General features: G+C 68.8%; 13 protein-coding genes and 1 pseudogene. 8 read left to right on the top strand and 6 right to left on the bottom strand.

Annotated features, from left to right (window positions below):
• Positions 1 to 226 precede the first annotated feature (226 nt).
• Positions 227 to 899, top strand: a pseudogene (locus ACFYZF_RS15245) (cytidylate kinase family protein).
• A gap of 209 nt (positions 900 to 1108) precedes the next feature.
• Here the strand turns inward: ACFYZF_RS15245 and ACFYZF_RS15240 are convergent.
• The 3 genes from ACFYZF_RS15240 to ACFYZF_RS15230 all read right to left on the bottom strand — a co-directional run bounded on the left by ACFYZF_RS15240 (position 1109) and on the right by ACFYZF_RS15230 (position 5211).
• The gene (locus ACFYZF_RS15240; RefSeq protein WP_387020428.1) at positions 1109 to 2086 is read right to left on the bottom strand and encodes a hypothetical protein; all 978 of its coding nucleotides are present in this window, start codon (positions 2084 to 2086) and stop codon (positions 1109 to 1111) included.
• A gap of 519 nt (positions 2087 to 2605) precedes the next feature.
• Positions 2606 to 4579: an ABC transporter ATP-binding protein gene (locus ACFYZF_RS15235; protein ID WP_387020354.1), complete on the bottom strand. Its 1974-nt coding sequence runs from the start codon at positions 4577 to 4579 to the stop codon at positions 2606 to 2608.
• Positions 4580 to 4728: 149 nt separating this feature from the next.
• Positions 4729 to 5211 carry an NUDIX domain-containing protein gene (locus ACFYZF_RS15230; RefSeq protein ID WP_387020351.1) on the bottom strand — a complete coding sequence of 161 codons (483 nt, stop codon included), beginning with the start codon at positions 5209 to 5211 and terminating at the stop codon, positions 4729 to 4731.
• A 254-nt stretch (positions 5212 to 5465) separates the two neighbouring features.
• On the opposite strand from ACFYZF_RS15230, the gene ACFYZF_RS15225 reads away from it, so the two are divergent.
• The 3 genes from ACFYZF_RS15225 to ACFYZF_RS15215 all read left to right on the top strand — a co-directional run bounded on the left by ACFYZF_RS15225 (position 5466) and on the right by ACFYZF_RS15215 (position 8805).
• Positions 5466 to 6773 carry a helix-turn-helix domain-containing protein gene (locus tag ACFYZF_RS15225; protein WP_387020348.1) on the top strand — a complete coding sequence of 436 codons (1308 nt, stop codon included), beginning with the start codon at positions 5466 to 5468 and terminating at the stop codon, positions 6771 to 6773.
• Entirely contained in the window at positions 6770 to 7438 is a 669-nt protein-coding gene (locus ACFYZF_RS15220) for a 2'-5' RNA ligase family protein (protein WP_387020345.1), read from the top strand. Before ACFYZF_RS15225 ends, ACFYZF_RS15220 begins: the two co-directional genes overlap by 4 nt.
• Positions 7439 to 7893: 455 nt before the next feature.
• The gene (locus ACFYZF_RS15215) at positions 7894 to 8805 is read left to right on the top strand and encodes a hypothetical protein (protein WP_387020342.1); all 912 of its coding nucleotides are present in this window, start codon (positions 7894 to 7896) and stop codon (positions 8803 to 8805) included.
• A gap of 123 nt (positions 8806 to 8928) precedes the next feature.
• On the opposite strand, the gene ACFYZF_RS15210 is transcribed toward ACFYZF_RS15215, so the two are convergent.
• Positions 8929 to 9687 carry a hypothetical protein gene (locus ACFYZF_RS15210; protein WP_387020339.1) on the bottom strand — a complete coding sequence of 253 codons (759 nt, stop codon included), beginning with the start codon at positions 9685 to 9687 and terminating at the stop codon, positions 8929 to 8931.
• A gap of 113 nt (positions 9688 to 9800) precedes the next feature.
• Complete coding sequence (locus ACFYZF_RS15205; protein ID WP_387020336.1) at positions 9801 to 10268, bottom strand: glycine-rich domain-containing protein; 468 nt, start codon at positions 10266 to 10268, stop codon at positions 9801 to 9803.
• Here ACFYZF_RS15205 and ACFYZF_RS15200 point away from each other — a divergent pair.
• Complete coding sequence (locus ACFYZF_RS15200) at positions 10255 to 11769, top strand: multiprotein-bridging factor 1 family protein (RefSeq protein ID WP_387020333.1); 1515 nt, start codon at positions 10255 to 10257, stop codon at positions 11767 to 11769. The genes ACFYZF_RS15205 and ACFYZF_RS15200 overlap by 14 nt on opposite strands.
• 1099 nt (positions 11770 to 12868) lie before the next feature.
• On the top strand, positions 12869 to 13687 hold the full coding sequence (locus tag ACFYZF_RS15195) for an AAA family ATPase (protein WP_387020330.1): 819 nt from the start codon (positions 12869 to 12871) through the stop codon (positions 13685 to 13687).
• A gap of 9 nt (positions 13688 to 13696) precedes the next feature.
• On the opposite strand, the gene ACFYZF_RS15190 is transcribed toward ACFYZF_RS15195, so the two are convergent.
• A protein-coding gene (locus ACFYZF_RS15190; protein WP_387020327.1) for an IS3 family transposase occupies positions 13697 to 14865 on the bottom strand; the annotation gives its coding sequence in 2 pieces (ribosomal slippage) (positions 13697 to 14578 and positions 14581 to 14865; 1167 coding nt in all).
• A gap of 620 nt (positions 14866 to 15485) precedes the next feature.
• Between ACFYZF_RS15190 and ACFYZF_RS15185 the strand changes: the two genes are divergently transcribed.
• Together ACFYZF_RS15185 and ACFYZF_RS15180 are read left to right on the top strand one after the other, a co-directional pair.
• Entirely contained in the window at positions 15486 to 16532 is a 1047-nt protein-coding gene (locus tag ACFYZF_RS15185) for a protein-L-isoaspartate O-methyltransferase (RefSeq protein WP_387020325.1), read from the top strand.
• 116 nt (positions 16533 to 16648) lie between these two features.
• On the top strand, positions 16649 to 17326 hold the full coding sequence (locus tag ACFYZF_RS15180; protein ID WP_387020322.1) for an HAD family hydrolase: 678 nt from the start codon (positions 16649 to 16651) through the stop codon (positions 17324 to 17326).
• The last annotated feature ends 331 nt before the right edge of the window (positions 17327 to 17657 follow it).

Here is a 17657-nt window from a genome sequence, read left to right as displayed (position 1 = left end):
ACCACCCACGGCGGCTGCTGACCCCTCCTCACGTTCAGACAGAACGACCCTCACGTCCAACCGGTTACGCCCAGCATCATTTAGTTAGGAGTTGTAAGCCATGGCGTCGAAGCCGATCCGCGGCATGTGCGGATGCCGGATCAAGGGCGATCAGCCTGACAACCCCGGGTCCTTCGATGCGGAGGATGATGCGGGTGTCGACCGAGCGGGTAGGAGGAGGTAGGACATGGGCCAAGGCACCCGCGACGAGATGCTCGGCCGCGTGGTTGAGGCAGTCGCGTCCGTCGCAGTCGCACACCCGACGCGGGTTGCCATCGACGGACCGCCCGCCGCCGGCAAGACCACGCTCGCCGACGAGTTGGCCGTCGTCTTGCGCACACAGGGGTGCGACGTCATCCGCGCGACGATCGACGATTTCCTCTTTCCCCGGGCACAGCGCTATCCGCGCGGGGAGTACTCGGCCGAAGGCTGCTACTTCGACACCCACGACCACGAGGCGCTGAACCGGGTTCTGCTCGATCCGCTCGGCCCGGGTGGAGATCGACGCTTCCAACACGCCGTCTACGACCCCATCTCGGATGCTGTCCTCTCCCCGCCGGTCGCGACTGCGCCCGCCGACGCCGTGCTGGTCTTCGACGGCGTCTTCCTCATGCGCCCGGAGTTGATTAATCGGTGGGACCTGCGCATCTTCGTGTCGACTGCCCTCGATGCGACCGTGGATCGTGCCGTAATCCGAGAGCACCGGCTGTCATCTCGAAACGATGTCGAACGCCGCTGGCGCGAGCGTTACATCCCCTCCCAGCAGTTCTACTGCTACGGTCCGCCCGACCGATCACGCCGACATCATCGTGCACAACGACAAGCCCCACCAGCCGGTCTGGGCGACCCGAACACTTTGAACGCAGCCAGCGCGACCACACCGGACGTCCACGCCAGCAAGGCTTGGCTACCAGCGGCGACGGCCATACCGGCTGCCCACGCGCTCGGTGCGGCAGATCCGGATGTCCTGATCAAGCCTGGCCTGCCTCCGGCAGCGCCTTCATGGCACGGGTTGTCATTTTCAGCTTCCGGTACCTCCCCAAGCTGACCGCCGTTGACGTCGTCGCTCTCAGGAGGTCGCCAGCACCAACTCCCCGCCGTCAGGCTCGCTACCACCTGTCCTGGGGAATTGTCCATAAACGGCGAGGAATTCGATCATCATCTTCACTGCGGCGCCGGCTTCCGAGTGACCTGGCGCCGCACCACGATGAGCGGCGTCGTTGCGAAGGCTGTTCAGCCAGCGCAGCCGATCGACCGAAACAGCGAGCGGAAGGCCGGAGTCCTCGGCGATTGAGACGTAACCGCCGAGAGCCGTCCGCTCACTGATGCGTCCTCGCTGCCTTTCGGACAGTTGGTCGGCGTGGCTGCAGACGTGCCGGCCAAGGGCAATCTCGAGGGCGGTAGCTGCGTCGATGATTGCGCGCCGGTAAGCGTCCCGTCTGAATGCGGCCCGTGCGTCACGACTGAGCACCTCTTCGAGCGGCGGTTCCTTGCCCTCACGGACGAACCCGAGGATGTCAGCCCATTCCTGAGCGCGAAGTGGAAGGACGCGAGGTGTAGTCATCGTGAAACCCAAGGCGCCGTCGTGCGGCGGTTCGATAAATGTGAGCCCTGCGCCGACCGACTCTGCGTCGTAGACACGGTGATTGGGGTCGAGGTCTTGGCCGGTCAGGACTTCAGTCCAGGTGCGCACGTCGTTGAACCACCTGTTGATGTATGCAGCGAGCTGATGCTCGGGGGTAAACCACGACTTGTGGTCGTAGCTGGGGCCCTCGACGTCGGTCACGATCACGCGATGAAGCGCGGTGGCTGGCCGCAGCGACTCGGGAATGAAGGCGGCATATTCCTTCACCCACACGACCTGCTCGCCGACCTCGGGCCGCGACTCGACGCCGGGCATAGGAGGGGCCCCGCCTACGGGTGGTCGGTCATCGGGCATCACGATGTTGAACCGGAGCTTGTCGTAGCCGGTCGGGTACGTCGCATCGAGCGCATCGCACATCACCCAGATGTGCACCGGCAGCTCGAAGATCGCTCTCACCTCCATGTCGATCCCCCACACACGCCTTCCGTTGAGACCCGCTGGCACGCCATGCTTCAGCGTAGGTACTCGGCTCAGGCATTGCCCAAAATATTCTGAGTGGTCGGGCGGCTCGGCCTGGCTGCCTCCCTTCGACGCGTCGGACAACGCTCTGAGGTGCGGCACTCCCGAGGCGGGCCGTCTGCACCGCAGTCGGTGCTGTGACGGCACGGAGTATCCGGACATCGGCAGAGGCGGATGCGCCACGTGGTCGATGCCGAGTCGCTGGTGACGGATCGTTACGACGGCCGCCGACCCGTTCCTGTGAGTCTCGCTGAGTCCGCTGGTCGGCTCGCGGAGGTTGATGCGTCGGACGTGCACCCGGTCGTCTCGTCGTCCGTCTGCACGACGCTGTGCATGTTCGTCTGTACCTACCCGTGCACATCGGCCCGTACGCCGATGGCCGCAGCATTGCGCACCTTCTGATATCCGACTCTCCCAATAGGCGGGGCTTCGTGGGGTTCGGCGTCGTCATGGTCTGCTCCGTCAGGCGGTCGCGGTCTGCCGGGGTACTGCCGCGGCGGGTCCGGTGGTGGTGTCGTAGCCGGCTGCTTGGAGGGTAAACAGCTCGGCGTACCGACCGTCGGCGCTCATGAGGTGGTCGTGAGTGCCGGCCTCGACGAGACGGCCGTGGTGCAGGACGAAGATGCGGTCGGCGTGGCGGACGTTGGCCAGCCGGTGGGTGATCAGGATCGTGGTGCCCCGTCCCTGGCGGTCGCGGATGGCCTGGAAGAGGGCGTCCTCGGCGCGGGGGTCGAGCGCGGATGAGGGTTCGTCCATGATGAGCAGGTCGGCGTCGCGGAGGAAGCCGCGGGCGGCGGTGATGCGCTGCCACTGCCCGCCGGAGAGGTCCTGCCCGCCGGCGAAGGTGCGGTCGAGCAGCGTCTCGTACCCGTGTGGCAGTTCGGTGATCATGTCGTGGGCGACGGCGCGGGCGGCGGCGGCTTCGATCCGGTCCTGCTCGGCGGTGGTGGCGATGTCGCCGATGGCGATGTTCGTGGCGGCGGTGAACGGCCACTTGTGGTACTCCTGCGTCACGACGCCGATCCGCGCCCGCAGCGCGTCGATGCCCCACTCGTCGACTGGTCGGCCGTTGTAACAAACGCTGCCGCTGGTGGGCGTGCGTAGGGTGGCGATCATGGTGGCGAGGGTGGACTTGCCGGAGCCGTTCTCCCCGACGAACGCCACCGTCTGCCCCGCCTCGATCGTCAGGGTGACCTGGTCGACGGCGGCGGTGTCGCGGTCGGGGTAGCGGAGGCTCACCGCGTCTACGGTGATCTCCCGCAGCCGGTCCGGTGCTGGCGTGCCGGTGGCCGGGCCGGTGTGTGGTGGCAGGTAGTCGGCGGCGCGGGTCATGAAGCCGGTGTAGTCGCGGAAATGCTGGCCCTCGGTGTAGACCCGGTCGACCTGGAAGGTCACCACCGCCAGGGAGCGTTGCGCGGCCTGCACGGCGATGACGCAGGTCGCTGCCGCCGCGAGGGGGATCTGGCCGTCGATGAGCAGCAGGCCGAGCAGGACGTAGACCACGGCGGTCGCCAGGCCGCCGATCATGGCGCCGACGGTGGTGGTCGTGGTGACCCGCCGCGCCAGGGCGAGTTGGATGCTGGTCTCGACGGCCATGACCCTGTCGTACTGGTCGAGCAGGAAGCCGCGCAGGCCGTAGGAGCGCAGTTCCGGGGCGGAGTCGCGTTCGGCCATCAGCCGGTGCAGCAGCCACAGCCGCCGTCGCCGGACCGAGCCGGCGGCGTAGGTCTGGTAGCGCAGGTGTCCGGCGCGCAGCGCCGCCCACCCGTTCGGCACGGTCGCCACCAGCAGGGCGAGGAGTAGCAGTGGGTGGACCACCACGACGGCGACCGCGACGGCGAGGACCCCGGCGAGCCCGGCGAGCAGGTTCATCGAAGCCTGCACCAGGCCGGTGGTGGAGTTCGCGCCACGGGAGGCGCGTTCCATGTCGTCGGCGAACGCGTCGGCGTCGAACGCCTCCAACCGCACCGCGGTGGTCACCTCGAACAGGCCGCGTTCGACCTCCCGGTCCACCTTCGGGGTGAGGCCGTTCTGCGCGTACCCCATCGCGGTGGCCATCCCGGCGCGCAGCGCGGTCACCGCCGCGAGCGCGATCAGGGCGGGCAGTGCGGCGGTGACCTTGTCGGCGGTCGGTCCGCCGGCGAACAACTCGACCAGCACCCGCTGCGCGGCGAGGAGCCCGAACGCGGCCAGCACCCCCGCGCCCACCGTCGTGACCGCCACGACCGACGTTCGTACCCGGTCGGCGCGCCAGCTCACCACGAGCGCGGAGCAGACCAGCTTCGGCAGCTCGGAGAAGACGGCGAACAGACCGGCCTGCGCCCTGGCCCGGACGCCGGTCTCCCACCACACCTCGCGCAGCTCCGGCAACACCGAATCCCGTAGCGGGAGTCCGGGCCGGGCAGGCGTCGGGTCAGGGTGGTCGGTTGTGGGCATGGTGGTACCTCCCGATGGTGAGCAGGGCGAAACCCGGGTGATTGGTGGTGTCTGGACGGCGGGCGGCTGGCCGCGCAGCTGCCCGGGGGTGGTCGTGGCGGTTACGCCGGGGCCGCGCCCTCGTCAGGGAGAGCCCGGTGGCCCGGGGGTCAGGTGACCCGGACGCCGTCTTCGAGGTAGTGGCTACACCCATCGGTGCGGGCGTGTAGCGCCTCGGCGATCCGGCGGGCCAGCAGCGGGCCTACCCGCTGGCCGGTCTGTGGCGGGTCGGACCACGCCCAACCCTTCAACTCGGCCGACGGCAGCACGATCCGTCCGGTCGCGGTGGCATCGAGAGTGCCGCCGTCGTAGATGACCATGACGCCTTCGGTACGCCCGTCGCGGGCAGGTACCCAGTCCACGACGAGCAGCCGGCCCGACGACAGGTCCAGACCGAGTTCCTCCCGGCACTCCCTGATGGCGGCCTGGTGTAGCGATTCACCGGCCTCGACGCATCCGCCGGGGATCTCCCAGTCCGCCTTGTAGACCGGTTCGACCAGCAGAATCCGCTCGTCCGCATCGGTGATCAGCAGCCCGGCGGCCATCCGCTTACGGGGCAGATCGGCAGTGAAATCGCGGGGTCCGGAAGGCATGCGGAGACCGTAGGACGCGGCAGGGGCGACACGCCCGCAGCGCCGGGCGCCGACATTGTCGGCAGATGCCGACACCAACTCCGACACCATGCCCAGATCGACAGAACCACTACCCGACCTGTGGACACCGGCCTATGCCCGGGCGATCACCGCTGGCGGTCCCGGCGGGGCTCGGCTCCGGCGGCTGAGAATGTCACCGGCGGCAGCTATGGTGTTCGCTCACCGTGACCGCGGCGACCGGGGGGGTGGCAGCGATGGTCGAGCACGACGAGATCACCGCCGCCCGCCGCGCGCTCGGCCGCCACCTCGCCCACCTGCGCAAGCACGCCGGCCACACCCAGCACAGCCTCGCCCGGCTCGTGCAGTACGGGCGCAGCTCGGTGGCGAACACCGAAACCGGCCGACAGCAGCCCGAACGCCCATTCTGGACCCGCTGCGACCAGGTACTTGGCACCGGCGGGACGCTCACCGCCGAGTACGACCGCATCACCGACCTGGACCATCGCCGCCGCCGCTCGGCGGTACCCCTCAGCGGTACCGGCCTCACCAACGACACCGCAGCCCCGTGGTGGGAGCCCGAGGACACCATCACCGCCCGCCGGTCAGCGCTGAGCACCACCAGCGACGACGACAACCGGCTAGCGCAGCTGGAAGACGAAGTCCGGCACGCGATCGCCGACAACGAACGCTGCCCACCGGCGGCCCTGGTCGCCCGGCTGCGTCCGCTGCGCGGAAACGTCGACCACCTCATGGGCACCCGGCAGCACCCACCGCAACGCGCCCGGCTCTACACCGCCGCCGCGCACCTCTCCGGGCTCCTCGCCGCCCTCGCCCTGGACCTGCGCGCCTTCCGCGTCGCGCACGCCTACGCCGCCGAAGCCTTCGACCTCGCCCACGCCGCCCAGCAACCCGACACCCAGGCCTGGGCCCGCGCCACCCAAAGCCTGATCGCCTTCTACACCGGCAACCACCGCGACGCGCTCGCCTACGCCGAAGACAGCCTCCGCCACGCCGGCACCGGCCCACACCGGATCCGACTCACGATCAACGGGCAGGCGCGGGCGCTCGCCCACCTCGGCGACCGGAACGGCGTCGACCGCGCCGTCGACCGGACGTTCGAACTGCTGGCCGAGCACCCGTCGGACGGGCAGGTCAGCACCAGCCTCACCCTCGGCCCGTACTGCCTCACCAGGGCCGCGGCCAACGCGGCGACCGCCTACCTGGCCCTCGGCCACACCACCGCCGTCGCCGGTCACCTCACCACCGCCATCGCCGCCTTCGACACCGCCCAGCTTCGCGGCCCGCAAGCACTCAGCCGCCTCGACATGGCCACCGCCCACCTTCACGCCGGCGAACCAGACCAGGCCGCCGAGCTGGCACTACAGGCGCTCGCCCTCACCGCCGAGCACCGCTTCGAGTCCGTCCACCAGCGCACCGAGCAGTTCCTCGCCACCGCTCACCCCCTGCGCCGCCACCCACGGATACAGGACGTCGCGAACCTGCTCGCCGAACGCACACACCCCCGCACGGCACCACCGGCGAGCCTACGATCACCGACATGAGCAGCCGGGAGACGACCAGCCTGCGACAACGGTGGACCGCCTACCAGGACCTGCAGACCCTCATCAAGCACTGGTACTGGCGTCCCGGCTGGCACCCCGGCCGTCATTTCTACACCTGGCACCTCACCTTCCAGCACCAGGCGGCACTCCACGACCACGTCATCGACCTTCAACAGCAACTCGCCCTGCTGCCGGGGTTGGACCTGGTGCCGCTCGACGGCCTGCACCTGACCACGCAGGGCGTCGGCTTCACCGACGAGGTGTCCGACAGCGACCTCCAGGCGATGATCGCCGAAGCCCGCTATCGGTGCGGCAGGCTGCCGCCGTTGCAGCTGTCGCTCGGGCCCGTCGACCCCGACGCCGAAGGCATCGGCCTACTCGTTCGCCCCTGGGCCGCCGTCGAACGAGTACGCGACGCGGTCCGGGCCTCGATCGCCGCGGTGTGGCCCGTCGTTCCCGAACCAGCCGACGGGTTCCGACCCCACATCACCATCGCCTACAGCGGCGCCCCCCGCACCCACCTCACCCATTCGCGCCCGGCTGGCCGAACTGCGGCACCTACCGCCGGTGACAGCGACGATCAGCGCGGCCTCGCTGATCGCGTTACGCCGAGAAGATTCCACCTACCGCTGGTCGACCGTGGCGACCGCCCCCTGACCGGATGAAGCTCGCCGGTAACGTCGTGATGCCGGTGAGACAGGCAACGGCGCGGCGTTGCTCGCCGCGAGTCAGCCCGACACGTTCCCGCAGTCGTCGTAGTCACCGGCAACGGGAAAACGGTCACTAGACGCCAAGCCTGTTAGACCCCTGCGACGGCAGCGCGGCCCTTATCGTCCCCGGATGCGGTGCTCCCGGGACTGCGCGGCGTGGCGCCACTGCCGCATTCGCCGCTCGCGCCGCGCAGAGTCGCCGCCAGGAACCGCCGAAAGTTTGCCCCCGTGGGATCGACTCTGATAGACAGGAGTTGGCAACGCGGCTGGGGTCGAACCCTGGCAGGCAGCTTCGAGACTCTTCTGGGCAACGGCGTCGTGGACGCACCGCGACGTGCAGCCCCGCCATGCTTCTTCCCTCGCAGGTTGCCCGCATCTGTGGCTGTCCTGCCCGTCACAAGGAATTCCAGATGAACCCGACCTATCACGGCTTCCTGCCGCAGCACACCGCCAGCACCCACCGAGTGTTCGCCATCGTCGACCATGGCAAAGGGGAAACGGTGGAGGCCCTAGCCACCTTCCCCACAGCGGAGCGGGCCGACATCATCGCGGACATGCTCAATCTGCTGACCGTGGAACACCCGCCCGAGCTGACCCGGGACCGACTGCTGGCCGCGCTCGCCGTCGAGCCGGGACCGGTCCGCGCCTCTGTCACATCGGTCCTGGACGCCCTTCGCCCAAGCAGGCTTGCCTTGGCCGTCCGTCTGCGGCGCCGGATCACCGCCGGAATCGCCAGCTTCCCCGTCAGCGGCTGCCCGTCGGGGGGGTGTAGCACTTGCACGACATGCGGCGACGGATGCCTCGACTGCCCAGCCTGCGAAAGCTCCGAGTGCGACGCCTGCCTGATGCCGGTGATCACGCCGCGAACCGCGCTGCTGCTTCACGCCGCAGCGGAGATCCTCAGCGACGAACTCAGCGGCGTTATCGGAGACCCCGAGATTCTCGCCGACTTCCCGCCGTTCGTTCAGCATCTGAACCCCGCTGCGGTGGACCTGTTCGGTACCGCCTTCCTCAACCTCGCCACTGACCTCGCCCACGGTCAGGAGCCCCAACCGCGAACGAGCGCCGAGGAAGTCGCCCTTCACCTGATGACCGACCGCGCCAACGCCCTCCTTGAAACCGACACCTTCGAGGACGAGGTGACGCAGCTACCCGAATCGAGCGCAGACTACGACTGGGACGGCATTCTGGATGTGATGTTCGAAGACGATGACTACGCCGGACTGATGGCGTACCGCGGCAAGCTCCCGGCCAAGGAAGTCGCCAGCCTGTTCGAACGGTTCGACAGCATGCCGAAGCGTCCCTACGCGACGGCCTCGTAACGGCGGGTCGGGCTCCGGCCGGTCGCAACACGCACCATAGCCCTCCGATCCGGCGTTGATCCCGCCTCGGCAGCTTCACACGATTGGCAGCGGTGATCACAAAGGCAGAGGCCGTCGCTCTCGTTATGCCGACGGATTCCGGTAGTTGGCCCAGGATCGGGCGGCTACCGCGAGCGGCCCTCGGTGCGGGGCTGGGTTCTCGTGGCGCCGCTGTTCCCAGAGGTCGGCGAGGGCGGCTGCGAAGGCGTCGATGGCAGGCGGGTCGGCCTGTTTCCAGACCGGGATCTGGTCGGCCCATCCCTCGGCCCCATCCGGGCCGTGCCCGGCCCGGATGAGTCGCACGATCATCAAGGCGGTGTCGATCCACGCCGCGCCCCGGCAGGGCATGGACCAGTCGATGACGCGCACCCGGGCGCCGAGGAGGAAGTTGAACAGTGTGACGTCGGTGTGTACGAGGGTGTCGCCATCGACCATCTCGGGGTCGATGCGGCCTTCCCACCGTTTGGTGGCGGCCTGAACCCGGACCGGCGGGCACGGCGTCAGCCCCTGAGCGAGTGCGGTCAGCGTGTCGGCGATGACCGGCAGGTCGGCCGAGCCTGGGGACAGAACGGCGTGCCGGCCAGGCACGTGGTCGAAGCCCAGAACCAGCCAGCCGGCTTCCTCCACCTTCCATCGCATCCGGGGTGCGATGTCGGGCAGCCATGGGTTGACCCGGGCCTCGGTGCGGTGCATCCGGACCAGCGGGTTGTCCGTCTGGATGGCCTTGCAGAAGACGGGTCCGCTGGCGGTTTCCAGGGTCGCGGCGATGTTTGACACGGAACCGGCCGACGCCGACTGGGCCCCTCGGACCGGACCGGTGTGAGACTCGACGACGAGCCGCACGGCGGCCGGGAGATCCTCCCAGCGTCGGTCAGGCATCCCGCTCCCTCGCTGACGCTGGCGGCCGTAGACGGGTTGCAGCCTACGGCCGCCGCAGCGGTTGGGCGTGGCGCAGGTCAGCGTGTCGGGCTGTCGGTGCATCCAGCGTGGCACTGCGTGCAGTCCACCTTGCCGTGCCACAGCGGCCGGTCGATCTGGTACCCGGCGCTGGTGATGGCCTCGACGGCCCTGGTCAGCGGAACGGCCCCGGTGGTGGGGGTGGTCGGCCACTCGCTGCCGTCCTCCGGCTCGTGGTGGATGAACCGGCCGGCGATCCGGTCGCAGAACTCGGCGTAGTCGCGGGTGTGGAGCAGGAAGGTGTGCCAGCCGATGTCGACCAGGTCGGACGGGCCGATCGGCGCGGTCGTGACGGCAGCGGCGGCGAGGAATGCCAACGCCTGGTCGAGGATGCGCGCCGGCATGTCGGCGGGCAGGTCCGGGTTGTCCTTGGCGATGCGGTCGGTGAGTCGAGCGAACAGCTCGGGAGACACCAGCGAGGATCCCCGCCTCAGGGCGGTCGTTGGGTCGAGCGTGGTCGTGGTCATGTTCTGCTCCTTCGTGTTTCTGCCTTGGCTTCCTGCCCGTTCTTCACTCAGCGTCGTGGAGGGAAGACCCCTTGTGAACGACTTGGCTGTTGCGGCAACATCGGCAGGGATGAATGAGAAGGCGCTTCCCGACCCCGCCGCCCAGCCGGCCGTGCAAGCCGTGTTCGGCCTCGCCCTGCGACGGCTCCGTACCGAAGCCGGGCTATCCCTGCGGGCACTCGGCAAGGCTTCCCACTACGACTTCACCCGCCTGTCGCGCGCCGAACGCGGCGAACACCTCGTTGACCCTGCTGTGGTCAGGGCCCTTGACGAAGCGCTGCACAGCGGCGGGCTCCTCGCCCGGATCCGTTCCCTGGCTCCGCCCGATCCCGCGCCCAGGCGAGCAAGCCGGGCCGCGCCCGGGGCCACCATGGACGCCGGCTCCGGCGATACGGTGAGGCTGGAGCTACGAACGGCGGACGGAAGGATCGTGCAGGTGACCCTGACGCGACGCGAGTTCTCTCACCTGCTGGCTACCGGCGCGCTGCGGGCCGTGCTGCCTGCCGGCGTGACTGACCTCGACCAGGCCGACCGGGTGCGCCGGATGCTCGACGGCCCACGCCGACCCGACCCGCAGGTCCTCGACTACTTCCGCCGGCTGCTCGCCGAGCACTACACCGCCGACAAGATGCTCGGCCCCCGGCAACTCCTCGGGCCGGTGATGGCGCAGCTCGATGTCCTCGACGGCCTTCGCCGGCACGTCGCTCCGGGCGCCGAACAGCCGGTGCTGCGGCTGCTGACCCAGTACGCCGAGTTCGCCGGCTGGCTGCACCAGGACGCCGGGGAACTGCCCGCCGCGTTGCACTGGTCCGACCGGGCATCGCAGTGGGCGCAGGCCGCAGGCGACGACGAGATGGTGGCGTACATGCTCGTGCGAAAGAGCAACATCGCCACCCTTGACAGCGACCCGGCCGCCGTCATCGGCCTGGCCGCCGCCGCCCAGCAGGTACGAGGCGACGTCAGCCCGAAGTTGATCGCGCTGGCCAGCCAGCAGGAGGCCCGGGGTTGGGCGCAACTCGGCGACGTCGACAGATTCCGTGGCTGCCTCGACAAGGCGGCAGACCTGCTGCGGGACCACCCCGACGAGGTACGCCCGACGGCACCGGTTTACCTGCACAGCTACGACCTGTCGACCCTGGAGGAGCAAAGCGCGAGCGCGTTCCGCAGCGCGGGCGACCCGACGAAGGCGGCGGCGATCCTGGAGCGCAAGATTCAGGAGACTCCGGCTCATCTGGCCCGGGATCGCGTGCATCTGCGGGCGAAGCTGGCCAATGTGGTCGTCGCGGGTGTCGATCCGGATCCGTTGCGAGCCGCCGAGCTTGGTATTGCCTGTGTCGAGGTGTGCCGACAATCGGGATCGGGACGGATCGCCGGGGAACTTCGGGCGCTGGACCGGGTGTTGGCGCGGCGCTGGCCGGAGCTGCCGGCCGCCCGGTCGCTCCACGAGGCGTTGGCGGCATGACCCGAAGGACCTATTCATAGGCCAATCCGGCGAATCGATCTCTGTGCCGGCGCCGTCCATGCGCCGTGTGCCCGGAGCGGCGACCCTTGCGCGTCCGGGCGACGTCGGCTGGCAGCTCGCGGAGCCGGTCTCGGTCGGCGCCTGGCGGCAGTTGTCGGCTGGCCAGCCACCCATCGACGTCGAGCCGGCGGAAGTTCGCCGTGCAGCACCTCATCCCCCGCCGGCACCTCATCGGCCGGATCGGCCGCCGTGGTGGTGGGGTCGGTCACCGTGGTGCGGAGACAGCCGTCGAGGCAATCACAGCCTTCGCCTCAACGCCGCCCGACCCGCTCAGCTTCGCCGGCGTGCCCAAGCCTGGACCAAGCCACCGGGGCCCGATGCTGAAGCCGACCTTGCGGCAGCAGTCGCGGGCGGTGCACTCGACGCCTACGGTGGACTGGTGGACATGGCCCGAGTTGCCGGTTGCAGCGGTTGCGGCGGCCCCGTGGTCATCGCCCGCGAGTCGGCCCACCCGTCCGGGATCGCGGTGCAGCACGGCCGGTGCGCCGACTGCGGTTCCGTGTTGTGGCGGCTGCTCGACGAGCGACATGTACCGCTGGCCGGCCAACTCGGCCGGTGGAAGACCTCCGTCACTCTTGAGACTCCTACGGTCCGTGTAGTGGCCAGGCCGGTAGTCCGGCCGCCGCGACTGAGGACGCGTCCCACTCAGCGCCAGGATCGCTCTCACCCGCGCAGCTGACACCTCGTCCTCTTCTAGTGGTGACGGAGGAGGAGTCTGAGCACCGTCAACGCGGCACGGCGGCGGGCCGCGCTGTCGGTAACCAGGGCGGTGGTGGCGGCAGCCGCAACGATTGCCCCATATCCGGCGGCTATCCAGACAGCGGCTTGAGCGCTTGCGGGAAGCAACGCCCCGAGGTTAGTCATCAGTGTCCTCCGGTCACTACATCGCGTGTCGACGGGAACAGTTGTCGCAACGCAGCGAGATTCCGGCGAGCCCAGTTGTTGCAATCGGACCCTGATTTGCCTGGTCAAGGTCATGTTTCCGACGATTCCGAGGAGTTCCTCGGGTTCATCGACGGCGAGGGTGTTTCATAGTCGGGTGGACTCCGAGACCGAACGCGTAGCCGCCTTTGCCGAGCAGTTCCGGAAGGTGCGCTTGGCTGCTGGGCGGCCTACCCTCGCCGCGATCATTAACGCTGTGGGGCAGGGTCGGGGCCGGTCACCTCTGAGCGACTCCACCTTGAGCGGCTGGCTCCGCGGCAAGTCCGTACCGTCGGATGCAACGCTGTTTCTGTCCGTGATCGAATACCTGCTAGCTAAGGCTCCCGACTTCCCCCTGCGGTCCCTGGCGCAGTGGGAGCGGCTAAGAACTGCGGCGGAGATTCAGAAGAGCAGCCGGCGAGGCCGGCCACGCCGCTCTCCGACGCTGGCGGAGCCATCGATGATCGGACTTCCTCGGCCACCGACCCAGCCGTTCGCCGGCCGAGAGGTCGAGCTCGCCCAACTTGACTGCGATGTGCGACGGTCGGGGCACCGCGTCACGGTGATTCACGGTCTGAGCGGAACTGGCAAGACGGAGTTGGCCCTGCAGTACGCCGCCCGGAACCGTGACCGTCACCCCGTCGTGTGGTTCAGTACGGCGGACAGCGCCGACGCCATCGCCGCCGGCCTAGCCCGCCTGGCTCGTTGGCTGACAAGGCAGCGCTCCGGGACCGCTGAGGCGGATTTGACGGAGTGGGCCCTTCGCTGGCTTCAAGAGCACGACCGGTGGCTGCTCATCCTCGACGACGTCGGCTCTCGCGCGGCGGTCGAGGATGTCCTCGGCAACCTCGTGCGCGGCCACATTCTGATCACCACTCGCCGCGATCTGTCATGGGGCGGCTTCGTCCACGGGTGGGTCTGCTGCACCGATAGGTGACAGTTTCAGTCACGCGGCCTGACTGGCCGGTGGGGTCATGATGGTCTCGTACTCGATAGGGGTCAACCGGGACAGGGAACGTTGGCGTCGGCGGCGGTGGTAGGTCCGTTCGATCCAGGTCACGATCGCGGTCCTCAACTGCTGGCGGGTGGTCCAGGTCCGGCGGTCGAGGACGTTGTTCTGCAGCAGGCCGAAGAAGGATTCCATGGCGGCGTTGTCGCCGGCGGCGCCGACTCTGCCCATCGACCCGGTCACGTGGTGCTGGTTGATGGCACGGACGAATTTCCGGCTGCGAAATTGGGACCCGCGGTCGGTGTGCAGCACGCAGCCGGCCACGTCACCACGGCGGGCTACGGCGTTGTGCAGGGCATTGACGGCCAGCCTCGATTTCATGCGTGAGTCGATGGAGTAGCCGACGATCCGGTTGGACCACACGTCCTTGATCGCGCACAGATACAGCTTGCCCTCGCCGGTGCGGTGTTCGGTGATGTCGGCCAGCCACAACCGATTCGGGCCGTCGGCGGTGAAGTCGCGGCGCACCAGATCGTCGTGCACCGGCGGACCGACCTTGCCGCCCTTGCCCTGACGCTTCTTCTTGCTGAACGCGCTCCACCAGCCCATGCCGGAGCAGATTTTCCAGGCGGTGCGCTCGACCATCGGCTGGCCGGCAGCGCGGGCCTCGTCGGCCAAGAACCGATATCCGAACTCCGGGTCATCACGATGGGCGTCGAACAACGCGTTCGCCCGATGCGCCTCAGCCAGTTCGGCGTCGGTGACACGGCGGGCAAGCCACCGGTAGTAAGGCTGACGAGCGATGTTCAATACCCGGCACGTCACCGCGACGGGGATACCGTCGGCGGCCAGCTCGCTCACGAGCGGGTAGAGCCTTTTCCCGGCAGGTTCGCCTGCGACAGATACGCCGCGGCCCGGCGCAGGACCTCGTTCTCCTGCTCCAACAACCGGATCCGCTTGCGGGCCTCACGCAACTCGGCCGAGTCGCTGCCGCTGACACCCGGTCTGGTCCCAGCGTCAACGTCAGCCTGGCGCAACCACTTGAACAACGTCATCGGGTGAACTCCGAAGTCCTTCGCGATCTGCTCGACCGTCACGCCCGGGTCACGGTCACGAGCCACCCGCACGACATCATCACGGAACTCACGAGGGTAGGGCTTGGGCACGGCGACATCCTTCCAGCCCGCCACCAGGGCAAGCCATCTCAGATGTCACCTACCGGTGCAGCAGACCCAGACGATGCAGGCGGCGGCCGGAGGCAGCCAGCCACACCGCGCCTATTGGGACACCGTCGCGACCGCCCACCTGCTACCGGAGCTGATCTCCCGGCGGTGGCCGGCGAAGCCGCCGACTTTCGAGAGCCTTCGGCTTGCGGCCGGCGTTGCACTGCCTACGGGGACAGCCGACCAACCTGACTTGTTCGGCTGACCCACGTCCGAACCACCCGTATGTCCCGCCTACTCACCGCTGTGCTGAGGCAAAGGAAGGCGCTGCAGTCATGCTCGACGGCGACCAGGCCACCTCCAACCAGCTCCGCGCCGTCATCACAAACCTACTGACTGACTCCCGCCTCCGAACCGCGATGTCCCAAGCCGCCGCGGCACATGGCCGACCAGATGCCGCCGTCCGAGTCGTAACCGAGATTCTTCGGGTCGCCGCGCACCACTAGCTTGATCTTCAACCCGGTACGGAGGCGCAGGGGCATGCCAGCTCCGAACCCGGCCGGGAGAGCTCTATCCCTCACGAGACCGCCCACGCTTCACCGGTCATCCGCGGAAGGAGTCCTGTGACCGCTACCGACCCGCTGCCCGCCAGCGTCCCCGAGCAGTTCTACGTCCACAACGCAGATCGCGGCGAAACCCTGCACCGATCCACGGCCGAGGCCATCCACCGCGACGTGACCGCCCTGAATGTATGCGAAGGCGACCACGTGCTGGAGATCGGCACCGGCACCGGTTACTCCGGTGCGTTCCTCGCCGCCCGAGCCGGCGCGACCGGACGCGTGACGAGCATCGACATCAGCGCCCACCTCGTCGACTGGGCGGACCGCCTGCACCGCCAACGCGGCCTCACCACCATCACCTGCCACACCGCCGACGGCATGAACGGCCACCCGCCACACGCCCCCTACCAGCGCATCGCCGCCTGGTGCACACCCCCACGGCTACCCCGGGCGTGGGTAGATCAACTCGCCCCAGACGGACGGATCGTGGCTTGCCTGCCCATCGCCGCGCAGCCATCCACCACCCTGGTCACCACCATTACCGTGACCGCAGGACAACCGCGCGTCGAGACGGTCACCTTCGGTGGCTACGCCCAGAGCACCGCCGCCGCCGTCGAAGACGCCCTTACCCTGCCCGGACGCTGGGTGGACCACCACACCGACCACCCCAACCCCGCGTGGATATCCATCGGCTGGCGCGATCACGACGACCCGCAGCACAGCGGGGCCCGCTCCGCCCTCCACCTACTGCGCAACCCCGGTCACACCGAGACTTACCACCGAGCGCCCCCGGACTGGCCCTCGTGGACGGCGTACTCCGTGATGGCCGGCGGAGCACACCGCAGCACCGCCGCTCTGCACGACGGCCGGCGCGGCATCGGGCACACCACCGCGACCACAGCAGCCGTCATCCTGACCGACGGCACCATCCTCGCCGACACCGCTGCTTCCCCGTCCCTGACCGCGCTGCGAACCTGGCTGGACCGATGGGAACAAGCCGGACGCCCCAGCGCCGCATGGTTCGGCACAAGCCTCGTGCCCGGTGGAGGAAACGACCTGCCGGGTTGGGACTTACGGATCACCACCAGCCCCAGCCTGACTCTTGGATGACCCCGATGCCACCGACCAGCCTCATGCCTCACCCACTTGTCAACGCCGGACTACCCCCCTCTACCTCGCCACCACTCGCCCCCGTGATAACCGGCCATGGCCGGCGCGTGCGCGCCGTGCTCTACGACCTCGACGGGGTGCTGCTCGACAGCACCGCGTTGATGGCCGCCGTCCTCACCGACGTCGCCGAAGCAGTCCTCCGCCTGACTCCCACTGATGTGGCTGTCGCCCAGGTCCTGTCGATGCCACCGGTCATCGCGCTGCACACCCTCGGAGTGAAGGATCCACAGGCCGCCGTCGCCGAGCACTTCGATCTGTCTTACGCACGGCACGCCCACCTCGCCACGGTCGCACCCGGGGCGGTGGCGGTGCTGCGGCAGCTCCGCGAGGCCGGCATCCAGCAGGGCATCGTCACGCTGCAGCGGCGACGGCGACTGCAGATGTTGGACCTGTCTTCCATCACACCGCTAGTCGACACCCTGGTCTGCTATGACGATGCCTCTCCCAAACCGTCGCCGGCCCCCATCTGGCGGGCTTTAACCCAGCTCGGTGTGCCCCGCTGGCAGGCTTGGTATGTCGGCGATTCCGCCAGCGACGTCGTCGCCGGCCGGGCTGCCGGTGTCCGCGTCGCGGGCGCAACCTGGGGTGCCCACTCCGCAGCGATCCTCCGTCACGCCGGAGCGAGTCGCCTACTCAATCACCCGTCGCAGATCGCCGTACTCGCCACCACGGACGTCGTCGGCGCCTATCCGCCGGACCAATTCGGTGCTGCGACGACTGGGCCGAACGAATAGCTACGCGCCTCGGCCTTATCACCAAGCATCCCCTGCGCCCGCTAAGCAGTGAACCACCAGGAGCCCACCCCGTGATACGAACACGAGCCCTACCGATGCTGCTTAGCGAACCGCGTGGTCAGGCTATGGATACGGGCCGGCAGTCGGACGCGCGTTCGGCGCCCTTGGCCAGGGACCCCGGCCCGCCGGATCAGATTCACGTCGGGGTGGGGCGGGTGCCGGAGGTCGAGACCGTGACGCTGAGCTGCCGGTTGACCGCAGCGGGAGTTGACGACGCCGGCCGGAGGGCGAGCAGCGAGGAAATACACCGACCCCGCCGATGCAACACGCC

It is taken from the genome of Micromonospora sp. NPDC001898, from assembly GCF_042891255.1.
In the GTDB taxonomy this organism is placed as follows: domain Bacteria; phylum Actinomycetota; class Actinomycetes; order Mycobacteriales; family Micromonosporaceae; genus Micromonospora.
Note: the sequence above shows the minus strand (reverse complement) of the source record. Positions and strands in the feature narration are given on the sequence as shown.

What these genes read in the sequence shown, in the direction of transcription:
- ACFYZF_RS15215 (WP_387020342.1), top strand. Translation starts at nt 7,894, where the DNA reads ATGAACCCGACCTATCACGGCTTCCTGCCGCAGCACACCGCCAGCACC.
- ACFYZF_RS15225 (WP_387020348.1), top strand. Translation starts at nt 5,466, where the DNA reads ATGGTCGAGCACGACGAGATCACCGCCGCCCGCCGCGCGCTCGGCCGC.
- ACFYZF_RS15205 (WP_387020336.1), bottom strand. Translation starts at nt 10,268, where the DNA reads ATGACCACGACCACGCTCGACCCAACGACCGCCCTGAGGCGGGGATCC.
- ACFYZF_RS15240 (WP_387020428.1), bottom strand. Translation starts at nt 2,086, where the DNA reads ATGGAGGTGAGAGCGATCTTCGAGCTGCCGGTGCACATCTGGGTGATG.
- ACFYZF_RS15230 (WP_387020351.1), bottom strand. Translation starts at nt 5,211, where the DNA reads ATGCCTTCCGGACCCCGCGATTTCACTGCCGATCTGCCCCGTAAGCGG.
- ACFYZF_RS15235 (WP_387020354.1), bottom strand. Translation starts at nt 4,579, where the DNA reads ATGCCCACAACCGACCACCCTGACCCGACGCCTGCCCGGCCCGGACTC.
- ACFYZF_RS15220 (WP_387020345.1), top strand. Translation starts at nt 6,770, where the DNA reads ATGAGCAGCCGGGAGACGACCAGCCTGCGACAACGGTGGACCGCCTAC.